This window comes from Brevundimonas sp. MYb52, assembly GCF_002979535.1.
Lineage (GTDB): Bacteria > Pseudomonadota > Alphaproteobacteria > Caulobacterales > Caulobacteraceae > Brevundimonas.
Genome location: NZ_PCPB01000002.1, coordinates 161675 through 177879 on the forward strand (window position 1 = coordinate 161675; position 16205 = coordinate 177879).

Genomic DNA, 16205 nt, shown 5'->3' on the forward strand with positions numbered 1-16205 from the left:
CGCCTTAAGCGGTCACCAGCAGGGAAAGTTGCCCGCCCTTCGCATCACGACCGCCCTCGGCGATTTCGCGGTCCAGTAGCCGGGTCGGATAGTCGCCGGTGAAGTAGTGGTCCGTGAACTGCGGATTGGCGGCGTCGCGCGGTCCGGCGCCCAGGGCGTCGTAGAGGCCGTCGATGGACAGGAAGCCGAGCGAGTCGACCTCCAGAATGGCGCGCATCTCGTCCATCGTATGGGTGGCGGCCATCAGCTGCGTCCGCTCGGGCATGTCGATGCCGTAGAAGTCGGGGAAGAGGATCTGCGGGCTGGCCGAGCGCAGGTGGACCTCCTTGGCGCCTGCTGCGCGCACGGCGCGCACCAGCTTCAGCGAGGTGGTGCCGCGCACGATCGAGTCGTCGATCAGCACGACGCGCTTGCCTTCCAGCGCAGAGCGGTTGGGGCTGTGCTTCATGCGCACGCCCTTCTGCCGGGCGCCCTGGCTGGGCTGGATGAAGGTGCGGCCCAGATAGTGGCTGCGGATGATGCCGACTTCGTAGGGGATGCCGCTTTCCTGAGCATAGCCCAGAGCTGCAGGCACGCCGGAGTCCGGCACCGGCACGACGATGTCGGCCTCGACCGCGAACTCGCGCGCCAGGCGGCGGCCCATTTCCTTGCGGACATTATAGACCGAGCGGCCGTTCACCACGCTGTCGGGGCGGGCGAAATAGACATACTCGAACAGGCAGGGGCGGGCGGCGCGGGCCGGGAAGGGCTTGATCGAGGTCAGGCCGTCCTCGTCGATGACGACGACTTCGCCATGCTCAATGTCGCGGATGAAGGTGGCGCCGATGGTGTCCAGGGCGCAGGTCTCGGACGCCAGAACCCAGGCCTCGCCGACCTTGCCCAGGACCAGCGGACGGATGCCCAGCGGGTCGCGCGCGCCGATCATCTTGTAGCGGGTCTGGGCCACCAGGGCGTAGCCGCCCTCGATCCGGCCCAGGGCGTCGATGAAGCGCTCGACGATCTTGGCCTTACGGCTGCGGGCGATCAGGTGAAGGATGGCCTCGGAGTCCGAGGTCGACTGGAAGATCGCGCCTTCCGAGACCAGTTGGCCGTGCAGGTATTTGAAATTCGTCAGGTTGCCGTTGTGGGCGATGGCGATGCCGCCCTGGTCCAGATCGGCGAACATCGGCTGGATGTTGCGCAGGAAGCTGCCGCCGGCGGTGGAGTAGCGGGTGTGGCCGACCGCGGCGCCGCCGGGCAGGCGGGTGGTCAGCTCGGCGTTGCCGAAGGCCTCGCCGACGAGGCCCTGATGGCGCTCGGTGTAGAAGCGGTCTTCAAAGACGCTGGCGATGCCGCAGGCTTCCTGGCCGCGATGCTGCAGGGCGTGCAGGCCCAGCGCCACGATCGACGAGGCCTCGTTCTCGGGCGCGCCCCAGACTCCGCAAACGCCGCACTCCAGCCGCAGCTGGTCGTCCTCCGGCTCGCGCCAGTGTTCGCGGTGAACGATGGGATCGGCGATATGGTGGCGCATCGTCAGGCTCCGATGACCGGGACAGGATAACTCAGGCGGCGGCGCCGCGCACGTAGGCCGCCATTGCGTCGAGGGCAAGGCTCATTGATCGGAAAACCCTTCGCGGACGGAAGAACCGACGACCGGCGTCAAGGCGTCCGCGCCCTTTCCGAGCGTCGGCAGGACGACCTGAATGGCCTTGGCCGAGCCTTCGCTGACGGGCGAAAGGGCCGCGCCGGTCAGCCAGCGCGGGGGATTGTCGGACATGACGCCCATGATGATCAGGTGCACCGCGCCGACCAGGGCCAGGGCCCGCACGGCTCCCAGGGCTAGGCCGAAGGTCTGATCGAAAGCGCCCAGGGCGTTGCCGCGCGCGCCCTTGGAAATGGCCGAACCGAGGAAGCGCAGGCCGAAATAGAGAATCAGAAACGTCAGCCCTACGGCCAGCACTGAACCGGCCCAGTCGGGGTCGACCAGGGAACGCCCGAACGGCGCCGTCCAGGGCAGGGTGATCAGGGCCAGAAGGCCCGCCAGGAAGAAGCTGAAGAAGGCCGTCAGTTCGCGCACGCCGCCCCGGAACCAGCCGGCGGCGCCGGAGGCCAGAAGCACAAGGATGACGAAGACGTCGTAGCCGGTCACGCGCGCTGCAATCGCTGAAGGAACAGAGGCCGCCTCAATAGCGGTTTTGGGAGATTCGCTCGACCACCTCGGTCAACAGTCCGGCGGCGGTGACGGCCACGTCGCCCTTCTTGACCTTGTCCTTGGCCTGGGACGGGGCGAGGGCGCGGTCGAAGCCCAGTTTCTTGGCCTCTCTCAGACGGGCCTCGGCGCGATTGACGGCGCGGACCTCGCCCGACAGGCCGATTTCGCCAAAGACGACGCAGCCCTGCGGCAGGGGCATGTCGAGGGCCGAGGATATGAGGGCGGCGGCGGCGGCCAGGTCGGCGGCGGGTTCATTGATCCGCAGACCTCCCGCCACGTTCAGATAGACGTCCTTGTCCCCGAAGCCGAGCCCGCAGCGCGCCTCCAGCACAGCCAGCAGCATGGCCAGGCGGCCATTGTCCCAACCCACGACGGCGCGTCTTGGCGTGCCGTATGCAGAAGGTGCGACAAGGGCCTGGATTTCAACCAGAACAGGACGAGACCCCTCGATGCCCGCGAAGACGGCGGCGCCCGGCGCGCGCTCCTTGCCTTCGCCCAGGAAGAGGGCGGAGGGATTGGTGACTTCGCGTAGGCCGACGTCGCTCATCTCGAAGACGCCGATCTCGTCGGTGGCGCCGAAACGGTTCTTGCCGGCGCGCAGGATGCGGAAGGGGTAGCCGCGCTCGCCCTCGAAGCTGAGGACGGCGTCGACCATGTGCTCGACCACGCGCGGGCCGGCGATCTGTCCGTCCTTGGTGACATGGCCCACCAGGACGATGGCCGGGCCGCCGTCCTTGGCCAGCCGCACCAGTTCGGCGGCGCAGGCGCGGACCTGGGTGACCGAGCCCGGCCCGGCCTCGTGGGCGTCGGACCACAGGGTCTGGATGGAGTCGATGATGACGATGTCGAACTTGTCGCGCTTCAGCGTCGTCAGGATTTCGCGCAGGGCCGTGGCCGAGGCGAGAGACACAGCGGCGTCGGCCACCCCCATGCGCTTGGCGCGCGCGCGGATCTGTTCGATGGCTTCTTCGCCCGAGATATAGGCCACGCGGGCGCCGTTGCGGGCCGCCTTGGCCGTGACCTCCAGCAGCAGGGTGGACTTGCCCACGCCGGGGTCGCCGCCCAGCAGGATGGCCGAGCCCGGCACCACGCCGCCGCCGCAGACGCGGTCGAACTCGGTCACGCCGGTGACGATGCGCGGCGGCTCTGGCGTGTCGGACTGCAGGGTCTCGAACTGAAGCCCGCGTCCGCGCGCCGTCGAGGCGGGCTTCATCGCGCCCGGCGGGGCCGATTTCGACTCCTCGGACAGGCAGTTCCACTCGCCACAGGCCGAGCATTGCCCCGCCCATTTGGAATGAACCGCGCCGCAGGACTGACAGACATAGAGAAGGGTATCGCGCGCCATGACCCTGACCTAGCAGGAATCGCGGCGTGGGCGAGGGGGCATGCGTGAGGGTGCGACCGACCCTGACGCAGGGTGACGCGCGGGTTGCATTGACCCTCATATGCCCGTCATCCTGCCAAGCTATAGCGTCGTTACGACTCACCCCCCACCGAGGCCTTCATGACCGCACCCAACCCGCCCGCCATCGATCCGGGCCTCGTCGCCCGCGTGCAGAACATCCTGATGCGGCCCAAGCTGGAATGGCCGGTCATCGAGGCCGAATACGCCACGACGCGCAGCCTCTTCGCTCGCTACGCCATGATCCTGGCGGCGATCGGCCCGGTGGCCGGCCTGATTGGCGGCCAACTGTTCCCAATCTCCATCTTCGGCTCGGTGATGCGGACTCCGATGGTGGGCGGCCTGTTGGGCGCCATCGTCACCTGGGGCCTGTCGCTGCTGTCGGTCTTCGTGCTGGGCCTGATCATCGACGCCTTGGCCCCGACCTTCAACGGGACCAAGGACAAGGTTCAGTCGATGAAGGTGGCTGTCTATTCGATGACGGCGGCCTGGGTCGCGTCGATCTTCAACCTGTTTCCGGTCCTGGCCTGGCTGGGCGGCCTGCTGGGCCTCTACGGCTTCTATCTGCTGTATCTGGGCCTGCCGACCGTGATGAAGGCGCCGCAGGACAAGGCCCTGGGCTACACGGCCGTCGTCGTCATCTCGGCCATCGTGCTGTGGATGGTCGTCAGCGCTATCGCCGCCGCCGTGGTCGCCAGCTTCGTGGTGGGCGCGATCGGCGTGAGCGCAATGGCTCTGAGCTAATCTAGCCGACGTAGAGGCGCGGGACGCGCGGCGTGATCGAGGTCAGCATTTCGTAGCTGATGGTTCCCGCCGCCGTCGCCGCGTCGTCCACCAGACGGTTGGCGCCGAAGATCTCGACCGTGTCGCCGGCCGCCACATCCAGGCCGGTGACGTCCACCGCCAGCACGTCCATCGACACCCGGCCGAGGATGGGGCGAAGCTCGCCCGCCACCCAGACCTGACCGCGCGGGCTGTTGCTGCGCATGACCCCGTCGGCATAGCCGGTTCCGCAGGTCGCCACCCGGATCGGCGCCTCGGCGCGATAGCCTTGCGAATAGCCGACCGTCTCGCCCGCCGGCACGTCGCGCACCTGCATGATCTGGGCGTTCAGCGTCGCCACCGGCGCGATGCGGCTGTCGGGTTTGCCCTCCGGTCCGCCGCCGAACAGGCAGATGCCGGGGCGCGCCACGTCAAAGGCGAAGTCAGGGCCCAGGAAACAGCCGCCCGAGTTGGCGAAGGAGCGCGTCACGTCGGGATAGCGGCCAACCGCCGCCGCATAGGCGTCGCGCTGGATGCGGTTCAGTGGATGGGCGGGTTCATCGGCGCAGGCCAGGTGTGTCATGACCAGCTCCAGCCCCTCGAACGGCTCGGGCGCATCCTCGACGCGGAAACCCAGCCGGTTCATGCCGGTGTCCAGTTGCAGACCGCAAGCGCCGCCGCCCGCCGCCGTCCAGGCCGCGATCTGACCGGGCTGGTTCAGCACGGGGCGCAGGTTCGCCGCCTTGATCATGGCTGCCGACGAGCCATGGCAGCCGTCCAGCACATAGATGACCGGCTCTGGCCCAATGGCCTCGCGCAGCAGCACGCCCTCGGCCGCCCGCGCGACAAAGAAGGTCCGCGCCCCTTCGGCCATCAGCCGCTTGGCCACCGCAGCGGCCCCCAATCCATAGCCGTCCGCCTTGACGACCGGATTGACCGGCACGCCGATCATGCCCTGCAGGGTGTGGAAATTGCGCGCAAGGGCGCCGAGATCGACGGTGAGGGAGGCGGGGAGGGACATGAGGCCCTTATGCCGCAAGATTCATGCGGCGCCACGACCCTTGAGCCGAATTACTCGGGAATATCCGCAAAGGCGCTGCCGTAGCGGTCGTCATGGGCCAGGTTGCCGAAGCGGACGGTGTCCGCGTCGAAGGCCAGCTTGACGATGCCGATAGGGCCGTGACGCTGCTTGCCGATGACGACCTCGGCCTGACCCTGCAGGCGGTCCATGTCCTGCTGCCATTGCAGGTGTTCTTCGGAGCCTTCGCGTGGCTCGGCGCGACCCAGGTAATAGCTTTCACGATAGACGAACATGACGCAGTCGGCGTCTTGCTCGATCGAGCCGGATTCACGCAGGTCGGACAGTTGCGGGCGCTTGTCTTCGCGCTGCTCGACCTGACGCGACAGCTGCGACAGGGCGATGATTGGCACGCCCAGCTCCTTGGCCAGGGCCTTCAGGCCGCCAGTGATCTCGGACACTTCCTGCACGCGGTTCTTCTGACCGCCGCCTTCGCCCGTCGTCACCAGTTGCAGGTAGTCGACGATGATGAGGTCGAGGCCGTGCTCCATCCGCTTCAGGCGTCGTGCGCGCGCCGCCAGCTTGGAAATGGAGATGCCGCCGGTGGCGTCGATATAGAGGGGGCTCTCGCCGATCTCGACCGCCGCGTCGCGCAGCTTGCCAAAGTCCGAGGCGTCGATCTCGCCCTTGCGCAGCTTGTCCGAGGACACGCCGGAGGCGTCGGCCAGAATACGCATGGCCAACTGTTCGGCGCTCATTTCCAGCGAGTAGAAGGCGACGACCCCGCCATTGACCGTCTTGCGGCCTTCGGGCGTCGGCTCCCACTGATAGGCGCGGGCCACGTTGAAGGCCATGTTGGTGGCCAGCGCGGTCTTACCCATCGACGGACGACCGGCGAGGATCAGAAGGTCGGACGGGTGCAGCCCGCCCAGCTTGCGGTCCAGATCGTTCAACCCGGTAGCCAGACCGGCCAGCTTGCCCTCGCGCTGATAGGCCTCGCCCGCCATTTCGACGGCCCCGGCCAGGGCGGTGGAGAAGTTGACGAAGCCCGAGGACGGCTTGCCCGTCTCGGCCAGCGAATAGAGGGTCTGTTCGGCCTGTTCGATCTGTTCGTCGGCGGGCGTGTCCGGGTTGGGCGCCTCCTTGATCATCTCGCCGCCGATGCGGATCAGGTCGCGGCGCAGGGCCAGGTCATAGATGACGCGGGCGTAGTCGGGCGCATTGGCCGCCGGGGGCGCGCGATCGACCAGATCGGCGAGGTAGCGTAGGCCGCCGAACTCATGGAAGGCCGGGTCCTGCTTGAACCGCTCCATCAGGATGGTGGGCTCGGCCAGCAGGCCCTGACGGATGTGGTCCTCGATCGCCTCGAACAGCCGCTGGTGGAAGGGCTCGTACATATGCGAGCCGCGCAGACGGTCCGACAGGCGCTCGAACACGGCGTTGTCGAACATCAGCGAGCCTAGCAGCGCCTGCTCCGCCTCCAGGTTGTGGGGCATGGACGAGACGGAGACCTGATCGTTTCCGTAGGGCATGGGAGCAAAGGCGTTCATTGAAATAGGCATAGCCCTAAGCACGGTCTGCGTCAGATACGGGCGCCGCCTTGTCCGTGGACCATCGCTGCGCGTCTGTGGACCGTCCGGAAAAGCGCTGTCTGATCAGTGGCGGCGGATCAGTTGGGGCAGGGGTAGCGCTCGACCATCCAGCTACGGACGGCCTGGGTGACAGTCAGGCTCCGCTGTGCCTGCGGCAGGGACTCAAAGCGCACGACCAGGCTTTCCGGCGTGATGCCGGTGCCGGACGGGGGGATGCAGTGGGCAGGACGACGACCCGAGGAGACGGCCTGGGCCTGTTCCGCCTTGACCGTGCTGACGGCGTCGGTGACCTCTCCGATCAGGCGCCGCGTCTCGGGACGCAGCATGGCTGCGACGCGATTGCGGGGCACATGGGCGCCAAGGTTCAGGAACTGCTGCACGGTCATGTCCGCCGCCATGACCGGATGAGGGATGGCGAAGGCTATCACAACGCCGGCAAGCACGGCGCACAATGCAGGGGCACGGAACATGACCGCTAGATGTGCCGGGACAGCGGGCTGCGCAAGGCTGTTAGATCAAATCGGGCAGGGATGCTCTGCCGCCATCCACTCACGCACGGCCTGGGTCACGCTGATGTTGCGGCGCGCCGCCGGGATGGCGTTGAAGCGCGCCAAAAGGGCATCGGCGGACAGGCTCACCTTTTCGGGCATACAGGTGGCCGAGCGGCGCCCTGCGGCCTGAGCCGCCGTCTGGTCGCTGCGAACGGTCGAGAAGGCCTGCTTCACCTCGTCCATCAGCCGTCGCGTATCTGACCGCAGCAGGGCGGTCGGGTTGCGCGGGATGCGGTTGGCCGAGGTCAGGAATTCCTGAACCGTCATGGCGCTGGCGCTGCTGGCCCATAGGCTGGCGGCGAGAGCGAGAATGAGCGCGGCCTTCGTCATACGGACCCCTCCGTTTGGAACGGCCCAGCTTGGCTCCACATCCGTGGCGGAACAATGGCCGACGAACGCGGTCAGGTTTCCAGCGGGACCGTCGGCAGGGTGTTGGGATAGATCCGCTCGATGTCGCCGCCCGACGCCTTGGCCGAGCGCGCCATGCGGAAGGCGTTCACCGGCTGGGTCTCGCCGATCCACAGGGCGTTGATCAGGTGGTCGGCGTAGGGGTCGTCGGTGTTGGGATGGATCAGGATCTTCAGGCCCAGATGGTTCAGCATCAGCCAGGGGATGACCGTCGGGACCTGATCATTGGCGAAGCCAAAGTAGAAGGAGGGCGTGGTGTGGGGGCCGCGCGGTCCCTCGTTCCACTCGCCTAGTTCGACCTTGAAGCGATGGATGACCCAGTCGCGCAGCTGGGCCGCGCGATAGGCCGTGTCCTCGTTGAAATAGACATGGGCGTGATAGCTGCTGACCTCGGTGTAGGTGCGCGGAGCAGCGGGCAGATCGACGCCGCGCGGCAGCGGCTCGGGCGGCCCCTTGGGGCGAGCGCCCCAGGGGCTGAGCGTGCTCTCGTCGCCGACTTGCACCGCCGCCTCGGCGGGACGGGACGCAGCGGCTACGGCGGTCGCCGCCGCAGCCGCCACGCCGCCCCCAACCAGCAGGGCCCGGCGCGAAGCGGAGGGAAGAGCTCCCTCGCGCCTGGCTCCTGCCGCCGTCACCACTTCACGCTCAGGCGGGCGTAGCCGTAGCGGCCGTTGAAGCCGAACGGAGAGTAGTAGGGGAAGCCCAGAACGCCGTTGCTGTTCAGCGTCTCGGGGACGAAGTCCGGGTATTCGTCGAAGACGTTGTCCACGCCCACAGCGACGCCGATCCGATCCGTGACCTGGAAGCGGCCTTCCAGGTCGACCGTGGTCTTGGCCCCGGTCGAATAGTCGCTGGCCGCCGTCGATCCGGGTTGCAGCACGTCGGCGTAGTAGGTCGCCCGCGCCGTCGCGCCCCAGCGGCCCAGGCTCCAGTCGGCCGAGGTCGAGACCTTTGTATCCGGCGTGCCTTCCTCGATGGTCAGGATACGTTGGCGCGAGAACAGGGTCGGCGCCGGGTTCAGCACCGAGGTCGAGGTCGGCCATTTCGACACGCTGACGTCGTTGACGTTGGCGGCGACGGTGAAGTCCCAGTTCCCCGCCGTCTCGGTCCGCAGGCGATAGCGGCCGACGATGTCCACACCCTTGGTCTCGGTCGTTACCCCGTTCAGGAAGAAGCGGGCGGCCTGAACGCCCAGAGGGTCCAGCAGGGCGGCGACATCGGTCGAGAAGCTGCGGTTGATCAGTTCCGACAGAGCGATCTGATCTTCGATCTTGATGCTGTAGGCGTCCACCGTCAGGTCGAAGTTCCCCAGACGGACGACGGCGCCGAGGCTGTAGTTGGTCGAGGTCTCGGGTTTCAGGGCCCGTGCGCCAAGGACCGTGGCGACCTGGCTGGTGGCCGGGAAGGTGCCGGTTTCGACCACGGCGCCGTTCTGGATCACCGAGGAGGTCGAGGTGAAGAAGCTCTGTTGCAGCGACGGGGCGCGGAAGCCGGTCGAGACCGAGCCGCGCAGGGCGAAGTTGGGGCTGAAGTCGTAGCGGGCCGCCAGCTTGCCGGTCTGGGCATCGCCGAAGTCCGAATAGTCCTCGACCCGCAGGGCGCCCTCGACGGTGAACTTGTCGGTCAGCGGGATTTCCACGTCGGCGTAGAGGGCGACCGCGTCGCGGTCTTCGTCCACTTCGTTGGACGGCTGGAAGCCGACGAAGCCTTGCGCGCCGCCGGCCAGGGCAGTGTTGGCGCCCAGCGGGCCACGGTTCCAGGATTCGGGCTGACCGGCGTCGATCTTGTAGCCCTCGCGGCGCGCTTCCAGACCCCAGGCGAAGTTCAGCGGGCCGCTGAGGCCGACCTCGAACTGGCGGGCGAAGTCAGCGCCGAAGACCAACTGGTCATAGGTCAGACCACCGGAATCGAAGCTGGTCGGGGAAGCTGCGCCATAGGTGGCGTTCAGCGAGTCCTCGGTGCGGAAGTCCAGGGCGTTGCGGCCATAGACCAGGCTGAAGTCGGCGCTCCATCCGGCGATTTCGCCCTTCACGCCGCCCGCCAGCGACAGGTCCTGCGAGTTGACGGCGATCTTGGGCAGGAAGCCGTTGGGATAGATGCTGACGACGTTGTTGGTGTTGTTCTGGAGGCGGGGGAAGGCGGCGCTTTCGCTGTCGCGGTGCTGATAGCCGGCCCAGCCATAGGCCTTCCAATCGGCGTTCAACGGCTTGCCGGCGTTGGCGAAGACGGTCCACTGCTCGACCTTGGGGTCGCCGGCGCGGGCGGTAATAGCGGTCGGGGTGACGCGCGGATCATAGTCTGACCGGTTGGTCGGCTCGCGGTTCAGATACTCGGCGGACAGGGTCAGGAAGCCGTCGGAGCCCAGGCCGAGGCCTTGCCAGGCCGAGGCGGTGACCGTGCGGCCGTCGGTTTCGTCGCGCTCGCCGCGCGCGGTTTCGACCGTGGTGAAATACTGACCATAGGTGACGCTGGCGCCGCCGCCCTCACGGGCTTCCTTGAGGCGCAGGTTGATGACCCCGGCGATGGCGTCCGAGCCGTATTGCGCTGAGGCGCCGTCGCGCAGCACCTCGACGCGGTCGAGGGCGCCGGTCGGGATGGCGTTCAGATCGACCGCAGCCGAGCCGCGACCGATCGAGCCGTTGACGTTGACCAGGGCCGAGGCGTGGCGGCGCGTGCCGTTGAGCAGCACCAGGGTCTGGTCAGGCGACAGGCCGCGCAGGGTGGCCGGGCGGATGGAGTCGGTGCCGTCCACGACCGAGGGGCGCGCGAAGGTCAGCGACGGAACGGTCTGGGCCAGGGCTGCGGCAAACTCAGTGGTGCCGCGCGTGGACAGGGTCTCAGCGGTCACGACGTCGACGGGGGCCAGTGTGTCGAGGCGCGAGCGGCTGGGCACGCGACTGCCGGTGACGACGATGTCGTCGATGGCGGTGGTGTCGGCCGGCGCCTCCTGGGCGGAAGCGGCGCCGGCGATCAGCAGAGCGGCCCCGGATGCGGCGAGGAATAGACTGGAACGATAGGCGAAGGTCATCTCGAGAGGTCAGCTTTTCTGATTGGACGCGCGGGATTGGGCGACGCCGTCGGGCGGCGTCGTGAGACTGCGTCGATTGTCTGGGTAGTCATGGCCGGCGGCGGACCGGCGGAAAGGCGATCAGCGGCGGGCTGGACATCGCGGCGGTCGAACGACCGGGCGATGTATGTCGGCGTAAAAGCGCATTCGCATCGTCATCTCCCGCCCATCAAGGGGATGAGCTGTGACGATATTGCGGTGCGAAAACGGCGCGGAATATCGAGAATATGTCGCCTGATATGCAGAAAAACTAAACATTTCGGCCAAGAGAAAGGGGCGCGTCCCGAAGGACGCGCCCCTTGATCGATACCGTCAGTCGACAGATCAGGCTTCGTCGCCGAAGCCTTCTTGTTGACCAGCGCCGCCTTCGATCAGTTCCTGGGCGGCTTGTTCGGCGGCGTTACGCTCGTCGTCGAACTGGGCGCGGATGACATCCTCGCCCTTCGCTTGACGCTCGGCTTCTTCGGCCGAACGAGCGATGTTGATCTTGACCGTGGCGCGGACTTCCGGGTGCAGGCGAACCGGCACTTCGTGGACGCCCAGGGCCTTGATCGCGACGTTCAGCACGACTTGCGAACGCTCGACCTTGCCGCCTTCGGACTGAATGACTTCAGCCACGTCGCGACCGGCGACCGAACCGTACAGGTGTCCGGTTTCACCGGCCTGACGGATCATCACATAGGTCTGGCCGTCGATCTTGTCGGCGACCTTCTGTGCTTCGGCCTTGTTCTTCTCGTTGCGCTGCTCGATGGCGGCGCGGTCGAGTTCGAACGCTTTGAGGTTGGCCGAGGTCGCGCGACGAGCCTTGTCGCGCGGCAGCAGGTAGTTACGAGCGAAGCCGTCCTTGACGGTGACGACGTCGCCGATGGCGCCGAGGTTCTCGACGCGTTCCAGCAGAACGACCTTCATCTTACTTCACCACGTACGGCAGGAGGGCCAGGTAGCGAGCGCGCTTGATGGCCTTGGCCAGTTCGCGTTGCTTCTTGGCGGAAACGGCGGTGATGCGCGAAGGCACGATCTTGCCGCGTTCGGAAACGTAACGCTGCAGCAGCTTCACGTCCTTGTAGTCGATCTTCGGCGCATTGGCGCCCGAGAACGGGCAGACCTTGCGGCGACGGTAGAAGGGACGACGGCCGGCCGAGCCGGAGCCGGCCGGGGCGCCCGGGATGGGAGCGGTGGTGTCGGTCATGATCCGGTTCCTTATTCCGAAGCCGCAGCTTCGTCGGTGCGCGCGGGGCGATCGCGATCGCGCTCACGTTCACGACGGGCCAGCAGGGGCGACAGTTCCAGGTCGAGTTCCTCGACGCGGACGGTCAGCCAACGCAGGACGTCTTCATTCAGCGACAGCTGACGCTCGACTTCGGCCACGGCGGCAGCCGGGGCGTCGATGGCGAGCAGGGAATAGTGAGCCTTGCGGTTCTTCTTGACCCGGTAGGTCAGGTTGCGCAGACCCCAGTACTCGATCTTGGCGACGGAACCGCCGCCTTCTTCGATCAGAGCCTTGATGGTGTCGTTCAGCGCTTCGGCCTGTTGCGCCGAGATATCCTGGCGCGTCATGACCGTGTGCTCGTAAAGAGCCATGCGGTAGTCTCCCTTGTGGGCGTCGGCGCGCGACGGACCGGGTTAAAGTCCAATCCCACGATGGCTCCTGAAGCGGCGGCCGGGATGACTTCCCGAACCCTTTGGCGTTCCGCAACAGGACCGAAGCCCTGGAAAGGCGGCGCGTATAGGCGAAAAAGCCCGCCAGAGCAAGGACAGAGCATGGCTGGCTGGCCTGCATTGCCAAGCAGGGCCGAAGCAGGGGAGGGTTTTTGCCTGATCGGAGACGCCGCATGACCTCGACCGAGCCGAACGCCGCCCTGAAAAGGCGCTGGTCCCTGATCGGGCCGGGCATCGTCGTGGCGGCGACCGGCGTGGGGGCGGGGGATCTGGTGGCGACCCTGATCGCGGGTTCGCGCTTTGGCTACGCCCTTTTGTGGGCGGCCATCATCGGCACGGTGCTGAAGATCGCCCTGGCCGAGGCGATAGGGCGATGGACCCTGGCCAGCGAGCGCAGCATTTTTGACGGCTGGTCGAGTCTGGGGCGGGGTCTGTTGCCCGGCGCCATCGGCGGGCGGCTGAACTGGGCCGGGCTCTATTTCGGCCTCTATGTCGTCATCTGGGGCTTCGTCTATGGCGCGGCGGCCATGACGGCGACGGCCCTGCCGCTGGCGACGCTGTTCCCGGTGCTGGACCTGAAGGCCTGGGGGATGCTGAGCGGCGTCGTCGGGCTGACCTTCGTCTGGTTCGGCGGATACGGCTTGTTCGAGAAGGTGATGACGGCCTGTGTGGGCGTGATGTTCGTCACCGTGGTGGGTCTGGCCGTGATCGTGACGCCGGATATTCCGGCCCTGCTGACCGGCCTGTGGCCGAGCCTGCCGCAGGGGTCTGTCTTCTATACCCTGGGCCTGATCGGCGGGGTGGGCGGGACCATCACCATGGCGGCCTATGGCTATTGGCTGAACGCCAAGGGCTGGCATGGGCCGGGCTGGATGTCGGTGATGCGGCTGGACAACCGGGTGGCCTATCTGGTCACGGGCGTCTTTGTGGTGGCCATGTTGATCGTCGGGGCGGAACTGCTGCACGCGGCGGGCATCGCCTTGCAGGGCGGAGACCGGGGGCTGCTGGACCTGGATCAGGTGCTGCGCGAGCGGTTCGGGCGACCGATCTCCATCCTCTTCCTGGTCGGCTTCTGGGCCACCAGCTTCTCCAGCCTGCTGGGTGTCTGGCAGGGCGTGAGCCTGATGTTCGCCGACTTCACCGCCCATGTTCGGGGCAGGGCGGGCGACGAGGCTGTGCGTGGTGATCGCAGCCGGGCCTTTCGTGGCTATGCCCTGTGGTTGACCTTCCCGCCCATGGCCCTGCTGTTCATCGACCGGCCGTTCGGGCTGATCGTGGCTTACGGCGTGCTGGGCAGCCTGTTCATGCCCTTCCTGGCGGGGACGCTGCTGTGGTTGCTGAACAGCGACCGCGTGCCGAGGAAATGGCGCAGTCGCGGGCTGTCGAACGCCCTGCTGGCGGCGGCCGCTGTCCTGTTCGCCGTGCTGGCGGGCAAGGAGCTGTTGGGGCTGTTCTGACATCCGCTGTCAGCGCCTGCTTGCCGTAGGGGAGGGTTTCGCCTACCCCTCGGCCCCTTGAATCAACGGACCACGGATCGTTCCTCTATGACCCTCGCGCTTCTCTTCCCCGGTCAGGGCAGCCAGAGCGTCGGCATGGGCGCCGCTCTCGCCGAGGCCTTCGCCAGCGCCCGCGACGTCTTTTCCGAGGTCGACGACGCGCTGAACCAGAAGCTGTTCGACCTGATGCGCGAAGGCCCCGAAGACCAGCTGACCCTGACCGAGAACGCCCAGCCGGCCCTGATGGCCGTGTCGGTCGCGGCGGCGCGGGTGCTGAAGGCCGAGTTCGGCGTGGACGTGACCAAGGCCGGCTTCGTCGCCGGTCACTCGCTGGGCGAGTATTCGGCTCTGGCGGCGGTCGGGGCGATCAGCCTGTCGGACACGGCTCGCCTGCTGAAACTGCGCGGTCAGGCCATGCAGCGCGCCGTGCCGGTGGGCAAGGGCGCGATGGCCTCGCTGATCGGTCCGAAGACGGATCTGGCTCTGGCCGAAGCAGCGGCCAAGGCCGGCTCGGAAGTCGGCGTCTGCGTCGTCGCCAACGACAACAACAACGGCAACGTCGTCATCTCGGGCGACAAGGCCGCCGTGGACCGCGCCATCGAGAAGGCCAAGGAACTGGGCGCGCGCGCCATTCCGCTGAACGTCTCGGCGCCCTTCCATTGCCCGCTGATGCAGCCCGCCGCCGACGAGATGGCTGACGCCCTGGCGGATGCGAAGATCATCGCGCCGTCGGTCGCCGTGGTGGCCAACGTCACGGCGCGCCCGGAAACGGACGCCGAGGTGATCCGCCGCCTGCTGGTCGAGCAGGTCACGGGCCGCGTGCGCTGGCGCGAGAGCATGGAGTGGATGGCCACGGAAGGCGGGGTGACCCGCTTTGCCGAGATCGGCTCGGGCAAGGTCCTGACCGGCATGGCCAAGCGCATCGCGCCGGACGCCGAGAGCCTGGCGCTGAACACGCCGGAAGACCTGGAAGCGTTCGCGAAAAGCCTTTGATCCTTCTCCCCTTGCGGGAGAAGGTGGATCGCGTAGCGAGACGGATGAGGGGTTTCACGGACGGGTCCGGCAAAGCCTCTCGTGATTTATTTATAATGGCGGGGTCTGTGCGACCCCTCATCCGGCCCTTCGGGCCACCTTCTCCCGCAAGGGGAGAAGGAAGAGGAGATTTCAATGTTCAACCTTTCGGGAAAGATCGCCCTGGTGACCGGCGCGACCGGCGGCATCGGCGGGGCCATCGCGCGCTCGCTGCACGCTCAGGGCGCGACCGTGGTGCTGTCGGGCACGCGTGAAGCGGTGCTGGCGGATCTGGCCAAGGAACTGGGTGAGCGCGCCTTCTTCGCCGCCGCCAACCTGTCGGACCCGGAATCGGTCGACGGCCTGGTTGCGCGCGCCGAGGAAGCCGCCGGCGGTCCGCTGGACATCCTGGTCGCCAACGCCGGCATCACCAAGGACGGCCTGCTGATGCGGATGAAGGACGAGGACTTCCAGTCCGTCATCCAGATCAACCTGGAGAGCTATTTCCGCCTGACCCGCGCCGCGGTGAAGGGGATGATGAAGCGTCGTTCGGGCCGCATCATCGGCGTGACCTCGGTGGTCGGCGTGACCGGCAACCCGGGCCAGACCAACTATTCGGCGTCCAAGGCCGGCATGATCGGCTTCTCGAAGTCCCTGGCTCAGGAAGTCGGTTCGCGCGGCATCACGGTGAATTGCATCGCGCCGGGTTTCATCGCTTCGCCGATGACCGACGTGCTGAACGATCAGCAGCGCGAGGCTATCCTGACCAAGATTCCGTCGGGCCGTCTGGGCACGGGCGACGAAATCGCCGCCGCCGCCGTCTATCTGGCGTCGGACGAAGCCGCCTATGTGACGGGGCAAACCCTGCACGTGAACGGCGGCATGGCGATGATCTAAGGCGTTGCGCGTCGCGATCACGACGCGCAACAATCTATTTCCCGCCCCGATGGCTGTGCTAAAGGGCGGGAACGCTTCGCGGCGGTGAGTCCCTTAGGGTCTTGCTTCCAAGGGGCTGCCGTGACACGGCGAACACTGAGACCCCGCCTTC

At 67.1% G+C, this 16205-nt stretch carries 16 protein-coding genes; 4 read left to right on the top strand and 12 right to left on the bottom strand.

All coding sequences use genetic code 11. The features are described 5' to 3' along the window. Nucleotides 1-4 precede the first annotated feature (4 nt). The 3 genes from purF to radA all read right to left on the bottom strand — a co-directional run bounded on the left by purF (nt 5) and on the right by radA (nt 3536). Complete coding sequence (purF, locus tag CQ039_RS04155; RefSeq protein ID WP_105564323.1) at nt 5-1510, bottom strand: amidophosphoribosyltransferase; 1506 nt, start codon at nt 1508-1510, stop codon at nt 5-7. An 81-nt stretch (nt 1511-1591) separates the two neighbouring features. After that, complete coding sequence (locus CQ039_RS04160; RefSeq protein WP_105564324.1) at nt 1592-2128, bottom strand: CvpA family protein; 537 nt, start codon at nt 2126-2128, stop codon at nt 1592-1594. A 34-nt stretch (nt 2129-2162) separates the two neighbouring features. Further along, nucleotides 2163-3536: a DNA repair protein RadA gene (radA, locus tag CQ039_RS04165; protein ID WP_105564325.1), complete on the bottom strand. Its 1374-nt coding sequence runs from the start codon at nt 3534-3536 to the stop codon at nt 2163-2165. A 159-nt stretch (nt 3537-3695) separates the two neighbouring features. Between radA and CQ039_RS04170 the strand changes: the two genes are divergently transcribed. Beyond that, on the top strand, nt 3696-4337 hold the full coding sequence (locus tag CQ039_RS04170; RefSeq protein WP_105564326.1) for a Yip1 family protein: 642 nt from the start codon (nt 3696-3698) through the stop codon (nt 4335-4337). 1 nt (nt 4338) lies between these two features. Here CQ039_RS04170 and alr read toward each other — a convergent pair whose 3' ends face one another. The 9 genes from alr to rpsF all read right to left on the bottom strand — a co-directional run bounded on the left by alr (nt 4339) and on the right by rpsF (nt 12572). Beyond that, on the bottom strand, nt 4339-5376 hold the full coding sequence (gene alr / locus CQ039_RS04175; RefSeq protein ID WP_105564327.1) for an alanine racemase: 1038 nt from the start codon (nt 5374-5376) through the stop codon (nt 4339-4341). A gap of 50 nt (nt 5377-5426) precedes the next feature. Beyond that, nucleotides 5427-6923: a replicative DNA helicase gene (locus tag CQ039_RS04180; RefSeq protein ID WP_105564328.1), complete on the bottom strand. Its 1497-nt coding sequence runs from the start codon at nt 6921-6923 to the stop codon at nt 5427-5429. A 119-nt stretch (nt 6924-7042) separates the two neighbouring features. Then, nucleotides 7043-7351, bottom strand: coding sequence for a hypothetical protein (locus CQ039_RS04185; RefSeq protein ID WP_233190298.1), 309 nt, complete (start codon nt 7349-7351; stop codon nt 7043-7045). Nucleotides 7352-7480: 129 nt separating this feature from the next. Beyond that, the gene (locus tag CQ039_RS04190) at nt 7481-7846 is read right to left on the bottom strand and encodes a hypothetical protein (RefSeq protein ID WP_105564329.1); all 366 of its coding nucleotides are present in this window, start codon (nt 7844-7846) and stop codon (nt 7481-7483) included. Nucleotides 7847-7917: 71 nt separating this feature from the next. Beyond that, nucleotides 7918-8484 (bottom strand): DOPA 4,5-dioxygenase family protein, encoded by a 567-nt coding sequence (locus tag CQ039_RS04195; RefSeq protein WP_199183560.1) that lies wholly within the window; start codon nt 8482-8484, stop codon nt 7918-7920. A 71-nt stretch (nt 8485-8555) separates the two neighbouring features. Further along, entirely contained in the window at nt 8556-10952 is a 2397-nt protein-coding gene (locus tag CQ039_RS04200; protein WP_105564331.1) for a TonB-dependent siderophore receptor, read from the bottom strand. 363 nt (nt 10953-11315) lie between these two features. Continuing rightward, complete coding sequence (rplI, locus tag CQ039_RS04205) at nt 11316-11900, bottom strand: 50S ribosomal protein L9 (RefSeq protein ID WP_105564332.1); 585 nt, start codon at nt 11898-11900, stop codon at nt 11316-11318. A gap of 1 nt (nt 11901) precedes the next feature. Further along, complete coding sequence (rpsR, locus tag CQ039_RS04210) at nt 11902-12180, bottom strand: 30S ribosomal protein S18 (RefSeq protein ID WP_105564333.1); 279 nt, start codon at nt 12178-12180, stop codon at nt 11902-11904. Nucleotides 12181-12191: 11 nt separating this feature from the next. Beyond that, complete coding sequence (gene rpsF / locus CQ039_RS04215; RefSeq protein ID WP_105564334.1) at nt 12192-12572, bottom strand: 30S ribosomal protein S6; 381 nt, start codon at nt 12570-12572, stop codon at nt 12192-12194. A 251-nt stretch (nt 12573-12823) separates the two neighbouring features. Here rpsF and CQ039_RS04220 point away from each other — a divergent pair, with 251 nt between their 5' ends. The 3 genes from CQ039_RS04220 (at nt 12824) to fabG (ending at nt 16054) form a co-directional block, all read left to right on the top strand. Continuing rightward, nucleotides 12824-14107: an Nramp family divalent metal transporter gene (locus tag CQ039_RS04220; protein ID WP_105564335.1), complete on the top strand. Its 1284-nt coding sequence runs from the start codon at nt 12824-12826 to the stop codon at nt 14105-14107. 87 nt (nt 14108-14194) lie between these two features. Continuing rightward, entirely contained in the window at nt 14195-15139 is a 945-nt protein-coding gene (gene fabD, locus CQ039_RS04225) for an ACP S-malonyltransferase (protein ID WP_105564336.1), read from the top strand. Between the two features lie 174 nt (nt 15140-15313). Then, nucleotides 15314-16054 carry a 3-oxoacyl-[acyl-carrier-protein] reductase gene (fabG, locus tag CQ039_RS04230; protein WP_105564337.1) on the top strand — a complete coding sequence of 247 codons (741 nt, stop codon included), beginning with the start codon at nt 15314-15316 and terminating at the stop codon, nt 16052-16054. Nucleotides 16055-16205: the final 151 nt, after the last annotated feature.